The sequence below is a fragment of the Bradyrhizobium sp. 142 genome (assembly GCF_023074015.1).
In the GTDB taxonomy this organism is placed as follows: domain Bacteria; phylum Pseudomonadota; class Alphaproteobacteria; order Rhizobiales; family Xanthobacteraceae; genus Bradyrhizobium.
In genome coordinates this window covers 1-22,364 of sequence record NZ_JADPKQ010000178.1, presented here as the reverse complement: position 1 = coordinate 22,364, position 22,364 = coordinate 1, and the positions used below count along the sequence as shown (strand labels likewise).

At 64.5% G+C, this 22,364-nt stretch carries 21 protein-coding genes; 9 read left to right on the top strand and 12 right to left on the bottom strand.

Annotated features, from left to right (window positions below; translation table 11 throughout):
• Positions 1-78: 78 nt before the first annotated feature.
• Entirely contained in the window at positions 79-738 is a 660-nt protein-coding gene (locus IVA82_RS16510) for a DedA family protein (protein ID WP_247390051.1), read from the top strand.
• A gap of 161 nt (positions 739-899) precedes the next feature.
• On the opposite strand, the gene IVA82_RS16505 is transcribed toward IVA82_RS16510, so the two are convergent.
• Complete coding sequence (locus IVA82_RS16505) at positions 900-2,123, bottom strand: citrate synthase family protein (protein WP_247390050.1); 1,224 nt, start codon at positions 2,121-2,123, stop codon at positions 900-902.
• A 76-nt stretch (positions 2,124-2,199) separates the two neighbouring features.
• On the opposite strand from IVA82_RS16505, the gene IVA82_RS16500 reads away from it, so the two are divergent.
• Both IVA82_RS16500 and IVA82_RS16495 read left to right on the top strand, forming a co-directional pair.
• Positions 2,200-3,303, top strand: coding sequence for a citrate synthase/methylcitrate synthase (locus tag IVA82_RS16500; RefSeq protein ID WP_247390049.1), 1,104 nt, complete (start codon positions 2,200-2,202; stop codon positions 3,301-3,303).
• Between the two features lie 401 nt (positions 3,304-3,704).
• A complete protein-coding gene (locus IVA82_RS16495; RefSeq protein ID WP_247390048.1) occupies positions 3,705-4,667 on the top strand; it encodes a sensor histidine kinase in 963 nt (320 codons plus the stop codon).
• On the opposite strand, the gene IVA82_RS16490 is transcribed toward IVA82_RS16495, so the two are convergent.
• Positions 4,664-5,299, bottom strand: a complete 636-nt coding sequence (locus tag IVA82_RS16490) for a DnaJ domain-containing protein (RefSeq protein WP_247390047.1) — start codon at positions 5,297-5,299, stop codon at positions 4,664-4,666. The genes IVA82_RS16495 and IVA82_RS16490 overlap by 4 nt on opposite strands.
• Before the next feature lie 157 nt (positions 5,300-5,456).
• Between IVA82_RS16490 and IVA82_RS16485 the strand changes: the two genes are divergently transcribed.
• A complete protein-coding gene (locus IVA82_RS16485; protein WP_247390057.1) occupies positions 5,457-5,741 on the top strand; it encodes a BolA family protein in 285 nt (94 codons plus the stop codon).
• 36 nt (positions 5,742-5,777) lie between these two features.
• Here the strand turns inward: IVA82_RS16485 and IVA82_RS16480 are convergent, their stop codons facing one another.
• The 3 genes from IVA82_RS16480 to IVA82_RS16470 form a co-directional block, all read right to left on the bottom strand.
• Entirely contained in the window at positions 5,778-7,082 is a 1,305-nt protein-coding gene (locus tag IVA82_RS16480) for an HlyC/CorC family transporter (protein ID WP_148740812.1), read from the bottom strand.
• Positions 7,083-7,174: 92 nt separating this feature from the next.
• Positions 7,175-8,323 carry a 3-dehydroquinate synthase gene (aroB, locus tag IVA82_RS16475; RefSeq protein WP_247390046.1) on the bottom strand — a complete coding sequence of 383 codons (1,149 nt, stop codon included), beginning with the start codon at positions 8,321-8,323 and terminating at the stop codon, positions 7,175-7,177.
• Positions 8,320-8,931, bottom strand: a complete 612-nt coding sequence (locus IVA82_RS16470) for a shikimate kinase (RefSeq protein WP_247390045.1) — start codon at positions 8,929-8,931, stop codon at positions 8,320-8,322. The genes aroB and IVA82_RS16470 overlap by 4 nt, the downstream gene beginning before the upstream one ends.
• 157 nt (positions 8,932-9,088) lie before the next feature.
• On the opposite strand from IVA82_RS16470, the gene IVA82_RS16465 reads away from it, so the two are divergent.
• The 4 genes from IVA82_RS16465 (at position 9,089) to IVA82_RS16450 (ending at position 13,522) form a co-directional block, all read left to right on the top strand.
• Positions 9,089-9,235 (top strand): histidine kinase, encoded by a 147-nt coding sequence (locus IVA82_RS16465; protein WP_247390044.1) that lies wholly within the window; start codon positions 9,089-9,091, stop codon positions 9,233-9,235.
• A gap of 17 nt (positions 9,236-9,252) precedes the next feature.
• A complete protein-coding gene (xerD, locus tag IVA82_RS16460; protein ID WP_247390043.1) occupies positions 9,253-10,209 on the top strand; it encodes a site-specific tyrosine recombinase XerD in 957 nt (318 codons plus the stop codon).
• 368 nt (positions 10,210-10,577) lie between these two features.
• A complete protein-coding gene (locus tag IVA82_RS16455) occupies positions 10,578-11,540 on the top strand; it encodes an acetyl-CoA carboxylase carboxyltransferase subunit alpha (protein WP_247390042.1) in 963 nt (320 codons plus the stop codon).
• A gap of 482 nt (positions 11,541-12,022) precedes the next feature.
• A complete protein-coding gene (locus tag IVA82_RS16450) occupies positions 12,023-13,522 on the top strand; it encodes a murein L,D-transpeptidase family protein (protein ID WP_247390041.1) in 1,500 nt (499 codons plus the stop codon).
• Between the two features lie 256 nt (positions 13,523-13,778).
• Here IVA82_RS16450 and IVA82_RS16445 read toward each other — a convergent pair whose 3' ends face one another.
• The 7 genes from IVA82_RS16445 to IVA82_RS16415 form a co-directional block, all read right to left on the bottom strand.
• On the bottom strand, positions 13,779-14,474 hold the full coding sequence (locus IVA82_RS16445; RefSeq protein WP_247390040.1) for an ABC transporter ATP-binding protein: 696 nt from the start codon (positions 14,472-14,474) through the stop codon (positions 13,779-13,781).
• The gene (locus tag IVA82_RS16440; protein WP_247390039.1) at positions 14,467-15,201 is read right to left on the bottom strand and encodes an ATP-binding cassette domain-containing protein; all 735 of its coding nucleotides are present in this window, start codon (positions 15,199-15,201) and stop codon (positions 14,467-14,469) included. Before IVA82_RS16440 ends, IVA82_RS16445 begins: the two co-directional genes overlap by 8 nt.
• Positions 15,188-16,291, bottom strand: a complete 1,104-nt coding sequence (locus tag IVA82_RS16435) for a branched-chain amino acid ABC transporter permease (RefSeq protein ID WP_247390038.1) — start codon at positions 16,289-16,291, stop codon at positions 15,188-15,190. Before IVA82_RS16435 ends, IVA82_RS16440 begins: the two co-directional genes overlap by 14 nt.
• 276 nt (positions 16,292-16,567) lie before the next feature.
• The gene (locus IVA82_RS16430; protein ID WP_247390037.1) at positions 16,568-17,788 is read right to left on the bottom strand and encodes a substrate-binding protein; all 1,221 of its coding nucleotides are present in this window, start codon (positions 17,786-17,788) and stop codon (positions 16,568-16,570) included.
• Position 17,789: 1 nt separating this feature from the next.
• Positions 17,790-18,647, bottom strand: coding sequence for a branched-chain amino acid ABC transporter permease (locus IVA82_RS16425; protein WP_247390036.1), 858 nt, complete (start codon positions 18,645-18,647; stop codon positions 17,790-17,792).
• Positions 18,648-18,683: 36 nt separating this feature from the next.
• Positions 18,684-20,198: an amidase gene (locus tag IVA82_RS16420; protein WP_247390035.1), complete on the bottom strand. Its 1,515-nt coding sequence runs from the start codon at positions 20,196-20,198 to the stop codon at positions 18,684-18,686.
• A 166-nt stretch (positions 20,199-20,364) separates the two neighbouring features.
• The gene (locus IVA82_RS16415; RefSeq protein WP_247390034.1) at positions 20,365-21,552 is read right to left on the bottom strand and encodes a substrate-binding domain-containing protein; all 1,188 of its coding nucleotides are present in this window, start codon (positions 21,550-21,552) and stop codon (positions 20,365-20,367) included.
• A 179-nt stretch (positions 21,553-21,731) separates the two neighbouring features.
• Between IVA82_RS16415 and IVA82_RS16410 the strand changes: the two genes are divergently transcribed.
• The gene (locus IVA82_RS16410; RefSeq protein WP_247390033.1) at positions 21,732-22,175 is read left to right on the top strand and encodes a MarR family transcriptional regulator; all 444 of its coding nucleotides are present in this window, start codon (positions 21,732-21,734) and stop codon (positions 22,173-22,175) included.
• Positions 22,176-22,364: the final 189 nt, after the last annotated feature.

The window sequence follows — 22,364 nt, the reverse complement described above, 5'->3', positions numbered from 1 at the left end:
TTTTACCGGGGCCCGTTACTTATGTAGGGTTCTGTAGGGATCGAACCCGAAGCCCCCAGCCCCAACACGAAAGACGACGTGACCTCCTTTCTCGATCCCCTCATTGCATTCGTCTCGGCCCATGCGTGGCTGGCCTATTTGACCCTGTTTCTGGCGGCGCTGCTGGAGGCCGTTCCGGTGGTCGGGTCGGTGGTCCCGGGCTCGACCATCATCCTGGCGCTGAGCGCGCTGGTTCCGGGTGGGGAGCTCAAGCTGCAATGGGTGCTGCTGGCGGCGGCGCTCGGCGCCGTGCTGGGTGACGGCTCGGCCTATTGGATCGGCCACCGCCAGCAGCGCGAAATCCTCAACACCTGGCCGCTGACCAACTATCCGCGCGTCGTCGAGCAGAGCGAAAGCTTCTTCAACCGCTTCGGCACCTGGGCCGTGTTCTTCGCCCGCTTCGTGCCGCCGATCCGCGCCTTTGTCCCGGTCACGGCCGGCGCGCTCGGCATGACGCCCGTTCGCTTCTTCGCCATCAACATCCCGGCGATCTTGGCCTGGGCGCCGGCGCACGTGCTGCCGGGTGTTTTGGCGGTGTCGGCGCTGCACGAATATGCCGGGCTGCCGCATCACGAGCATATCGGCAAGCACATCTGGATTCTCAGCGTGGTCGGCGTGGCGACCATCGCGGGACTGGCGATCTGGACCATCCATCGCCGCCACGGCGGCGGCGTCGCGGCGGCGAGGCCGCGGGGTTGATGGCACCACACCCACAGTGTCGTCCCGGCGAAGGCCAGGACCCATTGCCACAGAAAACAGTTTGGCGAAGATTAGTGGTTCGGTACTGCTAGCGTCCGCAACCGATGGATTCCGCGGTATGGGTCCCGGCCTTCGCCGGGACGGCGGAGAAGTTCGCGCTCTTAAATCTTCAACTCCACAGCTCTCCGTCCCGGCGCCGGTCCCACATAACGCGCACGCGGGCGGATCAGCTTGCCGTGCTGCAACTGTTCGCTGGCATGAGCGATCCAGCCGACGCTGCGGGCCATGGCGAACAGCGCCAGCTCGCTGCCGGGCGGCAGGCGCAGCGCGTGCACGAGCACTGCGAGCGCATAGTCGATGTTGACGAGCTCGCCGGTCGCCTCTGCGATGCGCTCCGGCACCTCGCGCGTGAATTTGCGCGGTGCGCCGGCGCGGGCCAGCGCATTCAGCAGCGACTGCGCGCGCCGGTCGCCGCGCTTGTAGACGCCATGGCCGAAGCCGGCAAAGCGTTCGCCGAGCGCGACGCGTTCGCGCACCATCGGCTCGACGTCACGATCCACCAGCGTCTTGACCAGCTGCGAGGCGAGCACGCCGGCGCCGCCATGCTTAGGCCCCTTCAGCGCCGCGAGGCCGGCGATGACGGCATCATAGAGATTGAGGCCGGTCGAGGCCGCGCAGCGCGCAGTGAAGGTGGAGGCATTCAATTCATGCTCGGCCAGCAGCACCAGCGCGCGGCGGATGAGATCAGCGGCGTGCTTGTTGTCGGGCGCCCAGGCGCGCGCGATCTGCTGGTGCAACGGCTCGGCTGACGGCTCGGAATTGAGCATCGTCGCGACCAGGAGCCGGACGATGCGGGCACCGACCATCGCACGTCCATCATGCGCGCGGGTGAAGGCGCGCGGGTCGGCGCTCGATGCAAGCGCCAGCACGGCGATGGCGCGATCGATCGGCGCGGCACGGCGCGCGGCCTGCGCGACCGCGCGCATCTCGTCGGAGACCACTGGATAATTGTCCGGCGCAAAGGGATCGACGCCCGAGACATCCCAGAGCAGCGTCGCGGTGTGCTCCAGCGTGTCGTTCTCGGCGAGATCGACGCAGTTGACGCCGCGGTAGATCGCACCGTCCTCGGTGATGGTCGAAATCTCCGTGTCCATCACCGGCAGGTCGGCGTCGAAGCTGCGCAGGCCGCGCGGCTCCGGCGACGGCACGCGGCGCTCCTTCAGGGCGCGGACGTCCTCGGCGCGGTAGCGGTTTTTTCGCGAGTCCTGTGTCGGCTCGGAGCGGATCAGGCCGCGGCTGACATAGGCGTAGAGCGTGGCCGGCGAGATCGCGAGCTCGGCCGCGGCTTCCCGGGCGGAGAGGTACAGCTCCGGAGAATCTTTCATATTGATTTATGTAATCAAGATTGATCAATCTGTCGAGAGGCCCGACTTTCCAGGTCGTGAACAGGAGATTTGGGCCATGACCATCCACCTCACCAAAAGCCAGATCGGGCTGGACGGCGTTCCCGCGGCTGAAACCGTGCTGAGCCATGTCGACGGCGAGCGCGGCGAACTGATCATCGCCGGCGAGCATGTCGGCCGACTGGCCGCCACATCGAGCTTTGAGGGCGTCACCGCCCGGCTCTGGAACGGCGCCAGCAGGAGCACGCTGAGCGAAGCCAATGTGCGGGCCAGCCTCGGCGCCGCGCGCGAGCGCGCCTTCGCGCGACTTCCGGACCTTTTGCCGGCAACGCGCGGCATCGGCATCATCGACGGCTTTCGTGCAGCCGTCGCCGGCCTACGCGCAGAGAACGGGCTGGAGGATGAGGCCATCATCGTCGGCGCATTTCCGGTGATTGCCGGCGCACTGGTCCGGCGCGCCGGGGGTCTCGACCCCGTCACACCCGATCCGAACGCGAGCCATGCCGCCGATACGCTTCGGATGCTGCGCGGCACGTCACCGGAGCCGCGCGAGGTCGCGGCGCTGGACGCCTATTTCGTCACGGTCTGCGATCACGGCATGAACGCGTCGACTTTCACCACGCGCGTGGTGGCCTCGACACAGGCTGATCTGTTCGCCGCGGTGACGGCAGGCTATTGCGCGCTGACCGGGCCCCTGCACGGCGGCGCGCCGGAACCGGTGCTGGAAATGCTGGATGCGATCGGCTCCAGCGAGCGGATCAAGCCGTGGGTCGACGCGGCGCTGGCGCGCGGCGAGCGGCTGATGGGCTTTGGCCACCGCGTCTATCGGGTGCGCGACCCGCGCGCCGACGTGCTCAAGGCTGCGATCGAGCGGCTTTCCGCTGGTGGCGCCGACCTGCCCTTCGCCGGCGAGGTCGAAGCCTATATCCGCGCGGCGCTGCGCAACAAGAATCCGGACCGGCCGCTGGAGACCAATGTGGAATTCTTCACCGCGATCCTGCTCGACGCCCTCGCCATCCCGCGCCAGGCCTTTACGCCGATCTTCGCGGTGGCGCGCGCCGCCGGGTGGACCGCGCACGCACGCGAGCAGCAGCGGACGGGGCGGCTGATCCGGCCGAGCTCGTCCTATGTGGGCGCAATGCCGAAGGCTTCCGGCGACTAGAGTGCCGTTGGCGTACGACGCGGACGCATTTACTCCGCCGTCGTCCCGGCGAAGGCCGGGACCCATACCGCGTGATTTATCGGTGAAGGCAGGGGCTAGTACCGCGAGAAGATTCTTCACTACCAGTCTTCTCACTACCAGTCTTCGCCAAACCTCTCCCTGTGGTTATGGGTCCCGGCCCCCCGTGCGCAATTGCGCACTAGGCCGGGACGACGCCAAGGGTGTGACAGGACGGTCTGCATGGCCCGGAGACACCACCTTGGAACACCCGCGCGTCTCGGGACTTACCTATCCAGCTCCCGCGCACCAGGAACGCAATGCTGGACTTGTTTGGACAATCTGACGAGGCCAGGATTGGCGAGATCGCAACCCGGTATGCTGCTAGCCGCAGCGAGGCCGACTTGGATTCCGAAAGGCGGTTCCGCGACTTGCTCCAGGCGTTGCCCGCCGCGATCTACACGACCGACGCAGAGGGCCGCATCACCTTCTTCAATCGCGCCTGCATCGATTTTGCCGGACGCACGCCAAAGATCGGCGAGATGTGGTGCGTGACCTGGAAGCTCTATCTGCCCGACGGCACGCCGCTCCCCCACGACGAATGTCCCATGGCCATCGCGCTCAGGCAGAACCGCCCCGTGCGCGACGTCGAGGCCGTTGCCGAACGGCCGGACGGCTCACGGATCTGCTTCATGCCGTATCCGACGCCGTTGCGCGACGAGCGCGGCCGGCTGGCTGGTGCGGTGAACATGCTGGTCGACATCACGGCTCGCAAGCAGGCGGAGCAGCGGATGATGCTGCTGACGTCCGAGGTCGATCATCGCGCAAACAATTTGCTCGCAGTGGCTCAGGCGATGCTGCGGCTGACGAAGGCGGATACCGCAGAAGAGTTCCAGGCCGCGTTCCAGGGCCGGCTCGCCGCGCTTGCCAACGTGCAGCGGCTGTTCTCGGCTTCGCGCTGGACCGGCGCGAATCTGAAGACCATCGTCGAAGAGGAACTGCGGCCCTACGCAAGCCGGGACGGCGAGCGGATCAGGATCGCGGGAGGCGACGTCCAGCTGCCGGCAACGCTGGCGCAGTCGATCGCGGTCGCACTGCATGAGCTCGCGACCAACGCCGCCAAGTACGGATCGCTCTCGACGCCTTCGGGCAAATTGGAGATCCGCTGGCAGACCAACGATGCAGAGCCCCTTGTGCTGCACTGGTCAGAGAGCGGCGGTCCTCGGGTCAAGGAGCCGCCGGCGCGCAAGGGCTTTGGGGTCGGCGCGGTCGACGGCATCATCCGGACCTTGCGCGGAAGGGTTACCCGGCAGTGGAGGTCGGAAGGACTGGTGTGCGAACTGTCCTTCCCGGAGATCGTTGCCTAGGCCTCGCGCACCACCGTCTTCAGATAATTATACGCCTTGATGATCTCGATCAGGCGGTCCTCGGTGGAGCGGTCGCCGCCATTGGCATCGGGGTGATGCTGCTTCACCAGCGCCTTGTACTTGCTCTTGACGTCGGCGAGCGTGGCGTCGGGGCCGAGGCCCATCACCTGGAGCGCCTTGCGCTCGGCGTTCATCACCTTGCGCGTCTCGGGCTTGGGCGGGGCTTCCGGGCCCCGGCGCCAGCTGGCGCGGCCGTTGAGCTCCGAGAACATGCTGAACGGATCGAAGCCGCCATCGATCTCGGCCTCCGCACCCTTCTTGACGCCGCCATTGGCGCCCATCTTCCAGGTCGGACGATGGCCGGTCAGCGCGTCCTTCTGGTAGCGCGCCACGGCATCGGCATTCATGCCGGAGAAAAAATTGTAGGACTGGTTGTACTCGCGCACATGGTTCAGGCAGAAGTGCCAGTACTCGCGCGAATTCTCGCGGCCCTTGGGCGCGCGGTGGGCGCCCTTGTTCTGGCACCCGGCCCACTCGCAATTGACCACAGTGTCGCGCGGCTTCGCTTCCGGCTTGCCCTTGGTCGGCTTGACCCGGATGGAGTCGAAGAACTTTGATGAATCGATCGGCATGACCAACTTTGACTACGCAATGCCAAAACCTTCAAGTCTTGACATTGCGATTAGGACAAAACCCCCATAGCCGAAGCTTGCCTTCGGCGAACGCCGGCCGCCGAATGCGGCCTATGGGGCATTGACGGAGTGCGATCCGCGCACCTTAAAGGCACACATGATAAGTAAAGATCTAGCTACCAGAGACATTATCAGCAACAAGTTGCAGGAAGCTTTCGCGCCGGAAAGCCTGCAGGTCGTCGACGAGTCACATCTGCACGAGGGCCATGCCGGCCATCGGCCGAGCGGCGAGACGCACTTTCGTATTTATATCGTGTCTGCGGCCTTCAAAGGGAAGAGCCGGGTCGAGCGCCATCGCATGATAAATTCAGCGCTGACCGCGGAACTCTCCGGCAGCGTGCACGCGCTGGCGATCCATGCGCAGGCGCCGGGGGAAGGGTGATCTCGCTTACCCTCCCCTGGAGGGGGAGGGTAAGCGTCAAAACGACGTCCCTGCCCGCCGCGGTTTGGCTTCCTCGACCTCGGCGTCGCGCGGCACCGGTGAAATACGGAGTGCGGTGATGCGGTTGCGCTCGCGGCGGAGCACGCGGAAGCGGAAGCCATGGAAGGTGAAGCTCTGGCCGCGGTCGGGGATCGAACGCGCCTCGTGAATGACGAGGCCGGCGACCGTGGTGGCCTCTTCGTCGGGCAGATGCCAGTCCATGGCGCGGTTGAGGTCGCGGATCGGCACCGAGCCGTCGACCACGACCGAACCGTCCGGCTGGGCCCGCACGCCGGCGACCACGACGTCGTGCTCGTCGGAGATATCACCGACAATCTCTTCCAGAATGTCTTCCAGCGTCACGAGACCTTCAACTTCGCCGTACTCGTCGACGACGAGCGCGAAATGAGTCTTGCGGCGGCGGAACGCCTTGAGCTGCTCGGAGACCGGCCGCATCTCCGGCACGAACCAGGGCGGCAATGCGATGGTGGAGACATCGATCCGTGAGGTATCGCCGTCGGAGGCACGGATCGCGCGCAGCAGGTCCTTGGCATGAAGCACGCCGATGATGTTTTCCGGCTTTTCGCGCCAGAGCGGGATGCGGGTGTACTCGGTCGCCAGCACCTCGCGCACCAGTTCCTCCGGCGGCAGGTCGGCGTTGATCATCATCATCTCGGTGCGATGGATCATGACGTCGGAGACCTGAAGCTCGCGCAAATCCAGCAGACCGCCGAGCATGTCGCGGTCCTGCTTCTCGAACTTGCCTTCATGGTGCAGCAGGTCGACCGCGCCGCGCAGGCGCTCGGTCGGCGATAGGATCGCCTGGTGCTCGCCCGCAAGCCCGAACAGGCGCATCAACAGCCGCACCACGATTTCGACCACGTGAAGCAGCGGACCGAGCACGTACATCGTCAGCCGCATCGGGCGCGCAACCGCCAGCGCCATGCGGTCCGGCGCGTTGATCGCGATGGTCTTGGGCAGAACTTCGGCGAAGATCACGACCAGCACGGTCATCACGCCGGTCGCATAGAGCACGCCGACATCGCCGAACCAGCCCGTGAAGATGCTGGTGGCCAATGCGGATGCACTGATGTTGGCGATGTTGTTGCCGAGCAGCAGCGCGCCGATCAGGCGCTCGCGCATGTCGAGCAGCCGCGAGACGACGTCGGCCTCGCGATTACCCTGCTTGGAGAGCCGCAGCATGCTGGCGCGCGAAGCGCCGGTCAACGCGGTCTCGCTCGCGGCGAAGAATCCCGAGACCAGGAGGCAGAAAATGACGATGGTGAATCCAAGCCAGTCCATGCACCACTCGAGTTTCTTGCTTTGACGCGTTTTCTTTACGCCAACCGGTACCCACTTCGCTCGAAAACGCTTTAGCGCCGATCAGCCGCGCATCACGCCTTGCGCGCGAGCTTGTCCTTGAGGAAATCACGCACCGGAGCCGGCTCGACGTCCTTGGCGATGACAGCGCGCCCCACAGCCTCCAGCAGGATGAAGGTGAGCTTGCCGCGCTTGACCTTCTTGTCCTGTGCCATCAAGCCCATCAGCGCGTCGGCATCGCTAAGCCCCTCCTGCGCGAAGCCAGCGATATCCTGCAAGCGGGTCGGCAGGCCGGCCTCAACCAAATGACGCTCGACGCGCGCGGCATCCGCCTCGCCGATCATGCCGAGCTTCGCCGAGAATTGCGCCGCCAGCGTCATGCCGATCGCGACGCCTTCGCCGTGAAACAGGCGGTCGGAAAAACCTGTTGCGGCTTCCAGTGCATGGCCAAAGGTGTGGCCGAGATTGAGCAGCGCGCGTTCGCCGGTCTCGCGCTCGTCGCGCGAGACGACGCCTGCCTTGGCGCGGCAGGAGGTCGCGATCGCATGCTCGCGCGCCGAGCCGCCCTTGAAGATTTCGGAATGGTTCTTCTCGAGCCAGGTGAAGAAGGCCTCGTCGCCGAGCACGCCGTATTTGGCGACCTCGGCATAGCCGGCGCGGAATTGCCGCGGTGACAGCGTGTCGAGCACCGCGGTGTCAGCGACGACCAGCACCGGCTGATGAAAGGCGCCGAGCAGATTCTTGCCCTGCGGCGAGTTGATGCCGGTCTTGCCGCCGACGCTGGAATCGACCTGCGCCAGCAGCGAGGTCGGCACCTGCACGAAATCGACACCGCGGCGGAGGATCGCCGCGGCGAAGCCGGCGAGATCGCCGACCACGCCGCCGCCGAGCGCGATGACAAGATCGTTGCGTTCGATCTTTGCGGCGATAAGGGCCTCGCTGACCTTTTCGAGGCCGGCATAGGTCTTGGAGATCTCGCCTTCCTCGACCACGACGCGCGAGGTCGGAATGCCTGCCGCTGCCAGCGATGCCTCGGCGGGCTCGAGCCAGTATTTTGCCACGGTGCGGTCGGTCACAACAGCCGTGCGCACGCCGGGGCGCAAGGCAGCGATCCGTTTGCCGAGCGAGGCAAGCACGCCGCGGCCGATGACGATGTCGTAGGCGCGATCGCCCAGCGCGACGTCGACAATGACGGGATCGGAATGTTTCAAAGGCGCGGTCATCGTGCGGCACTCGCGACGTCGGATAGTGGTTCACCGCACAGATGTGCGTGCAGTGCCTCGATCGTTTCGTCAACGATCCGGTCATGCGGCACGTCACGCGACGCGATGGTGAGGTCGGCATGGGCATAGACCGGCTCGCGCTCGGCGAGCAGCCGGGTGACAGTTCCCTCGGGATCTGGAGTTTGCAGCAACGGACGGTCGGCCCGGCGGCGGACGCGGCGCATGATGACGTCGTGGTCCGCCTTGAGCCAGATCGAGACCGCCTTGGCGGCGATGCGCGCCCGAGTCTCCTCGCGCATGAAGGCGCCGCCGCCGGTGGCGAGCACGATCGGCCCGCCGTCCAGGAGACGCGCGATCACCCGCGCCTCGCCGTCGCGGAAATGCGGCTCGCCGTGGCGCTCGAAAATCTCCGGTATGGTCATCCGGGCGGCCGTCTCAATCTCGGTGTCGGCGTCCACGAATGGCAGCTTGAGCCGCGCCGCCACGCGCCGGCCGACGGTGGATTTGCCGACCCCCATCATGCCGACCAGCACAATCGAGCGCGCGCCAAGGGCCGACAAAATGTCGGTCTCAGGCGAGGCAGAGGCTGGCAACGCGGCGTCGGACATGTCCCTCGCTCGATCTGGCGCAAGATGCGACATCCGGCCACCTATACTACCCCCCGAGCGGCCCTCGCCAGAGGACTCTTGCCACGAAACGGCGAACATGTTGGATGATTTCATTGGTTAATTTGCCTATCCCAGACCTCGCCCGAGACCTTGCCCGATGCCCAGCCTGTTCCGCTTCCTGACGGTCGCCGCCGTGATCGCCGGCATCGTCTATGGCGTGGTCTTCGCGCTGGCGAACTTCGTCAATCCGAAGTCGCGGGAAATGACGGTGACGATCCCGCCTGACAAATTTCTCAAGAAATAGCAGCTAGGCTTGCGCCCATGCGCACCAAGCCCTCCGATACCAGACTGACCGGCCTGTTCCTCGACATGCTCGCGGCGGAACAAGGCGCCGGCGCCAATACGCTCGATGCCTACCGCCGCGACCTCACCGACTTCTCGGAATTTCTGGCCCGCGCCGGCTGTAATTTTGTGGATGCCGAAACGCAGACGCTGCGCGACTATCTCGCCGATCTCGATACACGCGGTTTCAAATCCTCCAGCGTGGCGCGGCGGCTGTCGGCGATGCGGCATTTGTTCCGCTTCCTCCTGAACGAGCGCATCCGCAGCGAGGACCCCGCGGCGATCCTGTCCGGGCCCAAGCGCGGCCGCGGTCTGCCAAAAGTGCTGTCGATCGCGGATGTCGACCGCATGCTCCGGCGCGCCAAGGAAATGAGCGAGGCGGCGGATGCCTCGCCCGCGCAGCGGCTGCGCTCGCTCAGGCTCTACTGCCTGCTCGAGGTGCTCTATGCCACGGGCTTGCGCGTCTCCGAGCTGGTGGCGCTGCCGCGCACGGCGGCCAAGCGCGACGCCCGCATGATCGTGGTGCGCGGCAAGGGCGACAAGGAGCGGCTGGTGCCGCTGAACGAGGCCTCGCGGCAAGCGATGGTGGATTATCTTGCGGCGACCGAAGCCGCAAAAACAGACAAGAAGAACAGCCTCGCCGCCTCGAAATGGCTGTTTCCCTCCTTCGGTGAGAGCGGGCATCTGACGCGGCAGCATTTCGCCCGCGATTTGAAAGAACTCGCGGTCGCCTCCGGCCTCCAGGCCCGGCTGGTGTCCCCGCATGTACTGCGCCACGCTTTCGCCAGCCACCTGCTGCACAACGGCGCCGACCTGCGCATCGTGCAGACCCTGCTCGGCCATACCGACATCTCCACCACGCAGATCTACACCCATGTGGTCGAGGAGCGCTTGAAGAGCCTGGTGCGCGACCTGCACCCGCTGGCGGAGAAGTAGGTCAGCGGCGAAATAACAAAGTGCCGTCGTCCCGGCCTAGTGCGCAATTGCGCACGGGGGCCGGGACCCATATCCACAGGGAGCAGTTTGGCGAAGCTTGGTAGTATTCAGCTGTCCCGCGGTACTGACAGCTGCGCCTACCGATATATACCTCGCGGTATGGGTCCCGGCCTTCGCCGGGACGACGAGCGAAACCGCCTTGACTTCGGCCCGATCTCCGCAGAAAGAGCCGGGGCCTCACGCGTGATTTGGCTGGCGCCCTAAAGGGCATACAGGCCAACTCATTGAATAACCTACACTTCTGTCCGCCAAGCCGTAGCAAAGCCAACCCCGCTTCGCCGCCTCGTCCGTCCCCCTATATTGAGTTAATGCCAGACCAGATGCGCAGCTATCTCGATTTCGAAAAGCCGGTCGCCGAGCTCGACTCCAAGCTCGACGAATTGCGCACGCTCGCTGCCTCCGGCACCGATATTGCCGACGAGATCGGACGGATCGAGGACAAGGCGGCGCAGGCGCTGGCGGACCTCTACACCAACCTGACGCCGTGGCAGAAGACGCTGGTCGCGCGCCATCCGCAGCGGCCGCATTTCTCCGACTTCATCAGGGGCCTGATCACCGAATTCACCCCGCTCGCCGGCGACCGCAAGTTCGGCGAAGACGAAGCGCTGGTCGCGGGCTTCGGCCGTTTCCGCGGCGAAGCGGTCTGCGTGATGGGCCAGGAAAAGGGTGATTCCACCGACAGCCGCATCAAGCACAATTTCGGCATGGCGCGGCCCGAAGGCTATCGCAAGGCGGTGCGGCTGATGGAGATGGCCGAGCGTTTCGGCCTGCCCGTGCTGTCGATCGTGGATTCCGCCGGCGCCTATCCCGGCATCGGCGCGGAAGAGCGGGGACAGGCCGAGGCGATCGCGCGCTCGACCGATGCCTGCCTGTCGCTTGGCGTGCCGAACGTGGCGATCATCACCGGCGAGGGCATGTCGGGCGGAGCCATCGCCATCACCACCGCCAACAAGGTCCTGATGCTGGAGCACGCCATCTACAGCGTGATCTCGCCCGAGGCCGCCTCCTCGATCCTGTGGCGCGACGGCACCAAGGCGCAGGAAGCCGCCAACAACATGAAGATCACCGCCCAGGACATGCTCCGCTTCGGGGTGATCGACAGCATCCTGAAAGAGCCGGTCGGCGGCGCCCACCGCGACCCCGCCACCATGATCGCCACCACGGGCGAGGCCATCGAAAAGGCGTTCGACGAGCTGCGAAACCTGGACGCCGACGCGATCCGCAAGCAGCGCCGCCAGAAATTCCTCGATATCGGCCGGAAACTGGGCTGATTCGGGCGGTTTTCGTGCCCGCCGACGGGGACACCCAAACGTTCCGTCCAAATCGTGCTGCGTCGTCATGGCCGGGCTTGTCCCGGCCATCCACGACCTTTGGCAACATACGAAGAACGTGGATGCGGGTGCGCACCACCCCCGGTAACCCTGCGTTAACCCTTTTTTTGCCCAAATCAGCGATCTCAGTCCTAGTTCGGCTGGAAGGTCCAAGTTACGTCCCAAGTCGGGCTCAAAGTAGCGTCAGGTTTAGTCTCTGTTGACCATGCCACTGGGCCAACGGGCTCGTGATCCCCGCTCGGGTTGCGACGTCATGACCCAGAGGTTAGAATTTTAATCAATGGCTTCAGGGCATAAGCGCTGGGGTTTGGTCTGCAAAAGCCGGTCTTGACCAAGGCGTCACGACGGGTCCGGATGTCCGGTCAGTCCATGCGCCAACATTGGGGTTCGCGCGCGATGCCCGGCACGGTGTGGGGTCCATCTTGATTTCTCGTTCGCTTGCTCGCGCGCTCTTGGCTTCGGTTGCGCTGCTGACGGCCAGTGTTCTGCTGGCCGGCTGCGACACCGATCAGGTCTCGCTCGCGACCAACGCCAAGGCCAATCAGCCGGTGCCGCCAAAGCTTCTCGCCGCGATGGTCGAGAAGGACATGGACCTGCAATCGCCGATCCTGGTGCGCCTGTTCAAGCAGGAAGCCGAGCTCGAGGTCTGGAAGCAGACTCGAAGTGGCCAGTTCGCGCTGCTCAAGACCTACCCGATCTGCCGCTGGTCCGGCGATCTCGGACCGAAGGTGCGCGAAGGCGATCGCCAGGCGCCGGAGGGCTTCTACTCGATCAATCCCGGCCAGATGAATCCGCAATCGGCCTATTACCTCTCTTTCAACACCGGCTATCCCAACGCGTTCGACAAGGCGCTCGGCCGCTCCGGCTCGCAGCTGATGGTGCACGGCGACTGCTCGTCGCGCGGCTGTTACGCGATGACGGACGAACAGATCGCGGAGATCTATTCGCTCGGGCGCGAATCCTTCTTCGGCGGCCAGAAGGCGTTCCAGCTCCAAGCCTATCCGTTCAAGATGACGCCGGTGAACATGGCAAAACACCGGAACAATCCGAACATGCCGTTCTGGAAGATGATCAAGGAAGGCTATGATCATTTCGAGGTGACGCGGCAGGAGCCGAGGGTCGATTTCTGCGAGAAGAAGTACGTCTTCGACGCGACCCGCGCGCCCGACGCCAAGCGCGATCCCGTGTTCGACGCCTCGGCCAAATGCCCGGCCTATGTGATCCCCGAGGATGTCGCCAGCGCCGTGCGCGAGAAGCAGGCGAAGGACGAGGCGGAATACGCAAAGCTCGTCGCCAAGGGCACGCCGGTGGCGCGCATGAACACCGGCATCGACGGCGGCATGAACAAGATCTTTGCCGCCAAGATTCCGGAAGGCTCGACCGGCCTGTCGGAAGGCGCCGAAGGCAACACGCTGCAGATGCTGGCGATGGCGAAGGCGCCGGGCACGATTCCCGGACACGTCAATCCGCCCAAACCGAACCTCGAGCAGGCCGCCGTCTCGCCGCGGCAGGAGCAAGAGCCTGTCGTCGCCGTTGCCGCGCCCGCCACCACCCGCGTCGCCGCAGCTCAGCCGGCCGAGAAATCCGGCGGCTTCTTCTCCGGTCTGGCCCGCAAGATGGGCATGGGCACGGCGGACACCACCGCCTCGGCGCCGCCTGCAGCAGCCGCTACGCCGGCCGCGCCCGCCAAGCCGGCAGTCGCCGCGACAAAACTCGCCCCACAGGCCCAGGCGCCGAAATCGGTCGTCGCCGTGAAGCCACCCGAGCCGGCCAAGCCGGACACGAGGCTCGCTGCGACGCGCCCGACGCTGAAGCCGTCGGTGTCGGGTGGTGCGGCTGAAGCGAGCAGTGCGCAATTTGCGGGTGCCGCACCTGTGGTGCCGGCAAATTCGTTCGACAGCCGGTTCTCGGCGGTGAAGTGAATTCAACCGCGATAGTTCCGATCTCTCGTTCAACTCAAATCTGAAGCTGTTGTCTGCTGCGACAACATCTCCCCGTCACCCTGAAGTGGCCGCTTCTTCAGCGGCCCTCGAAGGGCGACGGCCCGGCTGACGGCTTGGCCGTTCATCCTTCGAGGCTCGCTGCGCGGTGCATTTGCACCGCGCAGCTCGCGCCTCAGGATGACGGGTTTGGCAGAGTGCACGCCGCGGGAAACAGCGGTGCTGCAAAGAACAATACCTACGGCGCCAGATACCGCAGCAGCTCCGGATTGCCCCGCACCTCCCCTGCCGCGCCCTGCAGCGCCACGCGGCCGCGGTCGAGGACATAGGCGTAGTCGGCGACACGCAGCGCGAGGTCGAGGTGCTGCTCGACGATGATGACGGCAATGTTTTTGGCGAGCTCGATCAGGCGCTCGGTGATCTCCTCGATGACGCCGATCCAGACGCCTTCGGTCGGCTCGTCGAGCAGCAGAAGCTTGGGATCGCCTAGCATGGCGCGGCCGATTGCGAGCATCTTGCGCTCGCCGCCGGAGAGCGTACCGGCAGGCTGGTCGAGGCGCTGGCCGAGCTTCGGGAAGATCGTCAGAACGTGGTCGACAGCGTCGGCCTTCTTGCTCGCGAGCGAGCCGACCGCGAGATTGTCACGCACCGACAGGCGCGCGAACACCGAATGCTCCTGCGGGACGTAGCCGATGCCGGCGCGCACGCGCTCCTGGGTGGCGCGGCGGCTGATGTCACGCCCGTCGAAGGCGACCTCGCCTTTCCACGCCGGCAGCTCGCCGACGATGGTCTTCATCAGCGTGGTCTTGCCGGCGCCGTTGCGCCCCAGCACGGCGACGCCGCCGCGCCAGGGAATGCCGAGGTTGACGTCGAACAGGACCTGGCTGCGGCCATAGCCGGCGTCGAGATGCTTGATGTCGAGAAATTCAGGCACGGCGCAGATAAATCTCCTGGACGGCTTTGTTGGCCTGGATCTCGGACACCGTGCCCGACGCCAGCACCTTGCCCTGATCGAGCACGGTGAGGCGATCGCAGATGTCACGGATGAAATCGAGATCGTGCTCGACGATGACGAGCGAGCAATGTTTCTTGATCGGCTGCAGCAGTTCGCCGGTGATGCGGCGCTCCTCCAGACTCATGCCGCCGGTCGGCTCGTCGAGCAGCAGCAGCTTCGGCTTGGCCGCGAGCGCCATCGCGATCTCCAGCCATTGCTGCTGGCCGTGCGACAGCGCCGCGGCGGCATCGAACGCGCGATCGGCGAGACGAAACTGCGTCAGCATGGTCATGACCTGATCGTGCAGTACGCCGCGGGTGCGCGAGAACACCAGGTCGAACAGCGAGGACTGCGCCTGCAGCGCGAGCAGGATGTTGTCGTACAACGTCAGCATCGGCAGCACACTCGTGATCTGGAATTTCAGGCTCATGCCGGCCCGCGCACGCTCGGTCGGCGTGAACGCAGTGATGTCGGTGTTGACAAAGGAGACCTTGCCCTGCGTCGGCGCCTCGGCGCCGGCGATGCACTTCATCAGCGTGCTCTTGCCGGAGCCGTTCGGCCCGATCAGGCCGTGAAACTCGTTCTCGCCGACGGTGAGCGCAGCACCGTCGAGCGCGGTGAGCTTGCCGAAGATTTTCTTGATGCCGGCGGCCTCAAGGAGCGGCATTGCGCTTCTCCTTTTTGGTCTCCTTGGGCGTGCCGCCAAAGCTGCCGACGCGCTCGCGTTCGCCTAACACGAAACTGATCAGGCCGAGCGGCCGGAACAGGATCACCAGCAGGAGCAACAATCCCAAAATGATCGGCCAGATCTCGCGGTAATTATCCGATAGCCAGAAGCTGACGCCTTCGACGATGACAGCGCCGATAACGGCGCCGATCAGCGTGCCTGAGCCGCCGAACAGGACATAAAGCACGACCTGGGTCGAGACCACGACGCCGACCATGTTTGGCCAGACGAACCCCTCGTGGAAAGCATAGAGGCTGCCGGCAAGGCCTGCGACGGCGCCGCCGATCGCAAAGATGATCGCCTTCAGATGCTGCGCCTTGTAGCCGAAGAAGGCGATGCGCTGCTCGTTCTCGCGCAGGCCGGCGAGCGCGAGACCGAACTGCGAGCGCACCAAGAAACGGCAGAGCAGATAGACGACGACGAGAATGGCGAGCACGAGATAGTAAAAGGCAGGCCCTTCCGAGAATTCATAAGCGCCGACCGTCATCGGCGCGATCGAGGGGATGCCGTTCTGGCCGCCGAGATAGTACCAGCCGCGCGCGAGCCGGTCGGCGGCGTAGGATCCGGTCAGCGTGCCCAGTGAGACGAAGATCACGCTCGAGGGGTGCCGGCCGAGCAGCAAGAAGCCGCCGAGGAGCAGCGCAAAGGTGAGGCCGATGATGGTTCCGGCAGGGAGCACCAGGAAGATGTTGGTGATGTCGAGATCGCGCGCGAGCAGCGCCACGCCATATCCGGCCGAGCCAAAGAACAACGCCTGGCCGAAACTCATGATGCCGGCATAGCCCCAGACCAGATCGAACGACAGCGCGAATAGCGCGAGGATGATCACGCGCGTCGCGAACACCGTGAGATAGTCCTGCAGCAGGAGCGGGGCGACCAGCGCCGCGACCAGCACCACGCCCTCGACGATCGGCAGGATTTTTCGCCCTGTCGCTCGTTCCGTCGGCCCGGCTTCGGCCACCGAAACGTCGGTCTCACCGCCAATGTTGGCTTGCACGGCCTGCTTAGCTGCACCCATGGATTTCAGCATTCCGAGTTAGCATCGTGAGTCAGCCCAGCTGGTAGCAGCGGGGTCACCTCTCCCCGACGGGGAGAGGTCGGATTGCGCCTGGCGATGCGAAGCATCGTCCAGTCCAATCCGGGTGAGGGGCCGCAGCGCCCAGTGAGACCAGACCCCCTCACCCGGATCGCATCTTTCGATGCGATCCGACCTCTCCCTACGGGAGAGGTGAAGAGGGCGGCCTCGCGCTCGCGCCAATTCAGAAGAAGCTGATTGTGGTACGGCATACCGCCTCAGCATTCCTCATTAGCATTCCTTGGGATCGACAAGCCCGTCGCTGCGGCCGACGATCTCGTAATTGCCGCCCTTGGCGACCGCGGTGTACATCTTCATCTTGCAGTGCCGCTTGCCCGGCACCATCTCTGCCGGTCCGCCCGGGCCTTCGGCGATCTTGGCGTGATCGAGCGCAGCGGCAACCGATTCACGGTCGATCTTGCCGGCTTCCTTGACGGCGGCTTCCCACAGCTTCAGGCCGCGATAGGTACCGGTCGCCGCGCTGCCGGCGGCGAACAGGAAGTTGCCCGGAAAATCCTTCTCATAGGCCGCCTGGATCTTGGCGTCGAACGGATTCTCCTTGGTCAGCACCTTGAAATAGTCGAGACAGCTTGCGAGCCCCTCGATCTCGCTCGCCTGGTTGATGTTGAGCGTGTTCTCGTCGTAGTAGACGCAGGCGAGACGCCCGCCGTTCTTGAGGAAGCCCGCTTCATAGAGCTGCTTGAAGAATGGGCCGACGCCCGGCGGAATGACGGTGTTGAAGACCACGTCGACCTTGTTGGAGATGATGCGGTTGACGGTCGAAGAGAAATCGACCTGGTCGAGCGGATAGTATTCCTCGAACACGACCTCGCCGCCATTGGACTCGATCACCTTGCGGGCATAGACGTTGAGCGTGTGCGGCCAGACGTAATTGGCGCTGGGCAGCGCGAACTTCTTGCCGCCGTTCTTGATCAGCCAGGGAATGAATTCGTCGCATTGCTGCGCCGGTGTCGGCCCGGTGCAGAACAGATAGGGCGTGCACTCCTTGCCCTCGTAGAGCTGCGGATAGATGTAGAGCGTCTTGCCGCGCGCCACGATCGGGTCCTTAATCGCGTTGCGCATCGACGAGGTGATGCCGCCGAGCACCATGTCGACCTTGTCGCGCTGGATCAGCTTTCGCACGTTGCCGACGGCGACGGATTCGTTCGAAGCGGTATCCTCGATATAGAGCTCGAGCGGACGGCCGAGCAGGCCGCCGGCAGCGTTGATCTCCTTGATCACCATTTTCGCGACATTGGCGTCGGCATTGCCGGCATAGGCGATCGGGCCGGTGAGGTCGGTGGCGATGCCGACCTTGATCGGGCCTTCGGCTGCGTTTGCCCAGCCGGCCGGGATCACCCAGCTGCCGGCCCCGGTCGCGACCGCGCCGGTGGCGAAGGCGAAATTGCCGAGAAAGCGACGACGGGTGAGATTGGTGCGATCTGCAAACATATTAAACCCCTTTTCCAGCGATGAGGCCCTGTGGCCGGAATTTGATGAAGACTATGGCAAGGACGAAAACGAGGACGTCGGCGACGACCGGCGCTATGACCCACGGCAGCGCGGCGCTCAGCGTGCCGATGACGCCGGCACCCGCGACCGGCCCGATGAAGGAGCCGACGCCGCCGACCATGACCGCGACGAAGCCCTGGATCAGGAAGCGCAGGCCGAGATCGGCAAACAGGCTGAACACCGGCACGATCAACGCGCCGGCAAGTCCGGCGAGCGCCGCGCCGAAGGCAAAGGTGGCGCCGTAGATCAGCGGCGTGGAGATGCCAGACGCTCGGGCCAGCGCCGGGTTCTCCAGCGTGGCACGCACGCGCAAGCCGAAGCTCGTGCGCGACAGAAGGAGATAGCAGCCGGCCATCACCAGCATCGTGATGACGATGATAGTGAAGCGCCAGGCCGAGATGTGCATGGCGCCGATATCAATGGAGCCGCCGATCGGCTCGGGCACGGTGAGATAGAAACCGCCGATCAGGCCGCGCACGGATTCGCGGATGATCAGGCCGAGCGCATAGGTGCCGAGCATGGCCACGATCGGTGCGGCGTAGAAGCGGCGGATGATCAGCGCCTCCAGCACGAAGCCAAGCGCGCCCACGGCGAAGGGGGCGGCGATCATGCCGGTCCAGATCGGCAGGCCTTTGGCGTAGGCGAGATAGGTGATGTAGGCGCCGAGCAGGACGAACTCGCCCTGCGCGAAGTTGAAGATGCCCATCATGCTGGCGATGATCCCGAGCCCCAGCACGATCAGGACGATGATCGCGCCGAAGCTCAGGATCTCGAACGCTGCGACGAACGCGTTAGCCATGCGTTGCGTTTCCGGTCGCCTGCATCAATGCCTCTCTCACATCTTCTTCCAGTCGCCGACCTGCTCGAAGGCATGCGCGGCGCGATAGATCGTGGATTCCTCGAACATGCGGCCGACCAGCATCAGGCCGACGGGCAGGCCGTCGATCATGCCGCAGGGCAGAGACATTGCGGGATGATGGGTGATGTCGAACGGCGCGGTGTTGGAGATCATCTCCAGCGCGCGGGCGACGTAGTCCTCGCGGCTGGCGGTCGGCTCCGGCAGCTTCGTCGCCTTCATCGGCGTGGTCGGCAGCAGCAGCAGGTCATATTCGCCGAATGCCTTATCATAGGCGGCGGTCAGGCGGCGGGAGATGTTGAGCGCCTTGCCGTAGTAGCGCGGACCAAAATTGTTGTTGATGTAGGTCCCGAGCAGCAGGAACAGCTTGGTGGTCTCGGACAACGAGTCTGCCTGCCGGCGCCAGCCACGATGGAAATCCATCAGCGAGGTCGAATAGAGGTCCGACCGGCTGAGGCCATAACCGTCGCCGTACATCATGGTCTGGGTCATGCCCTCGGTGCCGATCGGCGTCCAGATCGCGGGTCCCATGAGATGCATCGGGATCGAGACGGTCTCGACCGTAGCGCCGAGATCCTTGAAGCGTTTTGCCGCCTCGCGCACGCTTTCATTGACGGCGGCCTCCGCGGTCAGCTGCTCGAAGCCTTCCTTGAGGATGCCGATCTTCATGCCCTTCACGCCCTGGCCGAGCGCCTTGGTGTATTCTTCGACCTTAGGAGCCTTAATGCGGGGATCGTAGCCGTCATCGCCGGCGAGCACTTCGAGCATTAGCGCGTTGTCGGCGACGGTTGCGGTCATCGGGCCGGTGTGATCGACGAAGATCTCGATCGGCATGATGCCGGTATAGGGCACGAGGCCCCAGGTCGGCTTCATGCCATAGGTGCCGCAGAACGAGGACGGCATCCGGATCGAGCCGCCCTGGTCGCCGCCCATCGCCATGTCGGCTTCGCCAAGCGCGACGACGACGCCGCTTCCCGAGGACGAGCCGCCGGCCGAATAGCCCATCTTGTAGGGATTATGCACCGGGCCGACCGCCCCGGTGTGGCTGCCGCCGGACATGCAGAAGGATTCACAGTGAGTCTTGCCGAGGATTTCCCCGCCGGCGTCCAGTATGCGCGTGACGACCGTGGCATCGAAATCGGGGACATAGCCCTCCAGCGTCGCCGAGCCATTCATCATGGGCACGCCGGCGAGCATGATGTTGTCTTTCAGCGCGACGGTCTTACCTTTGAGCTTGCCGGACCTAGCGCCCTTCACGGTCGACTTGCGATACCAGGCGTTACGCGGGTTCTCTTCGGCCGATGGCCGATAGCCCGGCGTGCGCGGATATTTGACCTCCGGCACTTCGTCCGGCATCGCGCCGACCAGATTGTAGGCCTCGATCGAGCCCTGCATCAGGCCGCGGAACGAGGCGACGTCTTCATCGCTCAGCGCGAGGCCGCACTGCTCGGCGACGCTGCGAAGCTGGGTGGGCGTGGGAAGGGCAACTGTCACGGCGCTCTCCTTGAGGCTTCTTGATCCCTGTTTTTGGACGGAAGCCCTGATGGCCCACCCGCACGAGGTGGGCCATCTGGCTTCGCACTGTTATTACAGACGGAAATATTTTCCTTTTCAAGTATTATTTTGGATCCGGAGCATGTGCATGATTGCGGCGCCGGCGTCAGACCGGCTTGATCAGCATGAAGTCGAGGCCATCGGCTTCGGCGAGATACATCGGCATCCGGGCGTGACCGTTGCGAATGCTGACCGGGCCACGTGCGCCGCCATACACAATGTTACGCGCCGCCGCGAGCATCGGACCCGTCGCCAACGTACCGGCCTTGTTGGCCACGGCTTCGAGGAAACGCAGTCCCTCGTAGGTGGATTGACCGAGCGAGCCGATCGGAGGGCCGCTCGGTCCGAACATCAGGCGATAGCGGCTTTGGAAGTCATCGTTGGCCCGCGAGCCAATGCCGGGGAAATAACCGGAGGCGCAGAACAGATTCTCGCTGTTGTCGGCGCCGATGCCGAGTAGCACAGTCTCATCCATCGCGCCGGCGAGCCGCAGCGTCGTGGCGGCAAGGCCGCATTCGCCGAACGCGCGATTGAAGGTGATGCTGTCGGTGCCGATCAGCGAGATCAGCACCACGTCCGGCCTCGCAGCGCGGATGCGTTCCAGATGCGGCTCGTGGTTATCCTCGCCGAGGGGAACGAACTCCTCGCCGACAACATGTCCGCCGGCCTCTTTGATGTAGCGCTTCACCGCGCGATGCGACTGCCAGGGCCAGACGTAATCGCTGCCGATCAGATACCAGCGCGCCGCCTTCTTGACGTCAGCCAGCCAGTGGATCGAGGGGCGGCTCTGCCAGCGCGGCGTCTCGCCGATCGCCATGACGCCGGGCGTTTGCTCACCGCCTTCGTACACAGGCGTGTAGATGTAGGGAATATGGTAGCGCGTCGTGACCTCGCGCAGCGCCACGCGCACCGCGCTGGTATGCAGCCCGACGATGAGATCGACCTCATCGAAAGCAATCGCCTGCTCGGCGCGGGTCAGGATCTCGTCGAGCGGGCCGCCGGCGTCGTAGACCGAAAGCTCGATCTCGCGTCCGAGGACGCCGCCACGCCTGTTGATCTCGGCCACTGCGAGCTGCGCACTGCTCGTCGCGCACGGGCCCCAGACGCCGGGCGAGCCGGTGCAGCAAATGAAGCCGCCGATGCGCAGCTTGTTGCGCGCGCCGCGGCGCTTGATGAAATGCGCATCGACCGGAGACAGGTCGAAGTCGGCCGCGGGCGACGACAGATTCCTGAACAGCAAAGACGGCGGCAACGCCGGGCCGCCGTGAGCCGGGAAATTCACCGTCGCGCGCACGCCAACTCCTGTCTGGGACCAGACTTGAAAGCACATTCAGCAGGCGGTCGCGGCTTCCGCCCTTTTGTTAGGCAAACATCCTATTTTGAAAATATTGAATATTCAAGAATTGAAGTGCATATAGATGCAGCATTGATTGCAAGACATTCACTCAATTGGGTCAAGACGAAGTCTTAGCCGTGGCAAAACCGTCGAAAGAAAACTCCCCGATTACCGAACACCTCGCTTATTTGCTCGCGCAAGCCAACCGGGAGATCAACCGGCAGCTGGAACTGCGCTTGAGCAAGGAAGGGGTTCCCGTCGAGCAGTGGCGCATCCTGAAAGTCCTGTCGGACGGCAACGGCCATTCGATGGGCGAGCTTGCGGGCGCCGTGCTGCTCAACCATCCGACGCTGACCAAGATGATCGATCGCATGGTCTCCGACACGCTGGTTTATCGCGTGCAGGACCCGAACGACCGCCGCAAGGTGCTGATGTTCATCTCCGACCGCGGCAAGGTGCTGTGCAAGAAGCTCAACTCGCTCGCAGTAGACCAGGAGGAACACATCCTGGAGAGCTACGGCGACAAGTCGACGAGCGAATTGAAGCGGCTCTTGGAGAGCCTGATCGACAGCTCAAATTGAGCGGCGCCGGCGTTTCGCACGGCTCTCTCGATACGGTCGTCCCGGCGAAGGCCGGGACCCGTAACCACAGGACCGGTTTGGCGAAGACTGTTAGTCTTACTGCGTCATAAATTTTTGCGCGATCGCGGACGCAGGATCGCTCTTGCGCAACATGGACATCGCGACAGACTTCTGACGAGGGCGAGAACG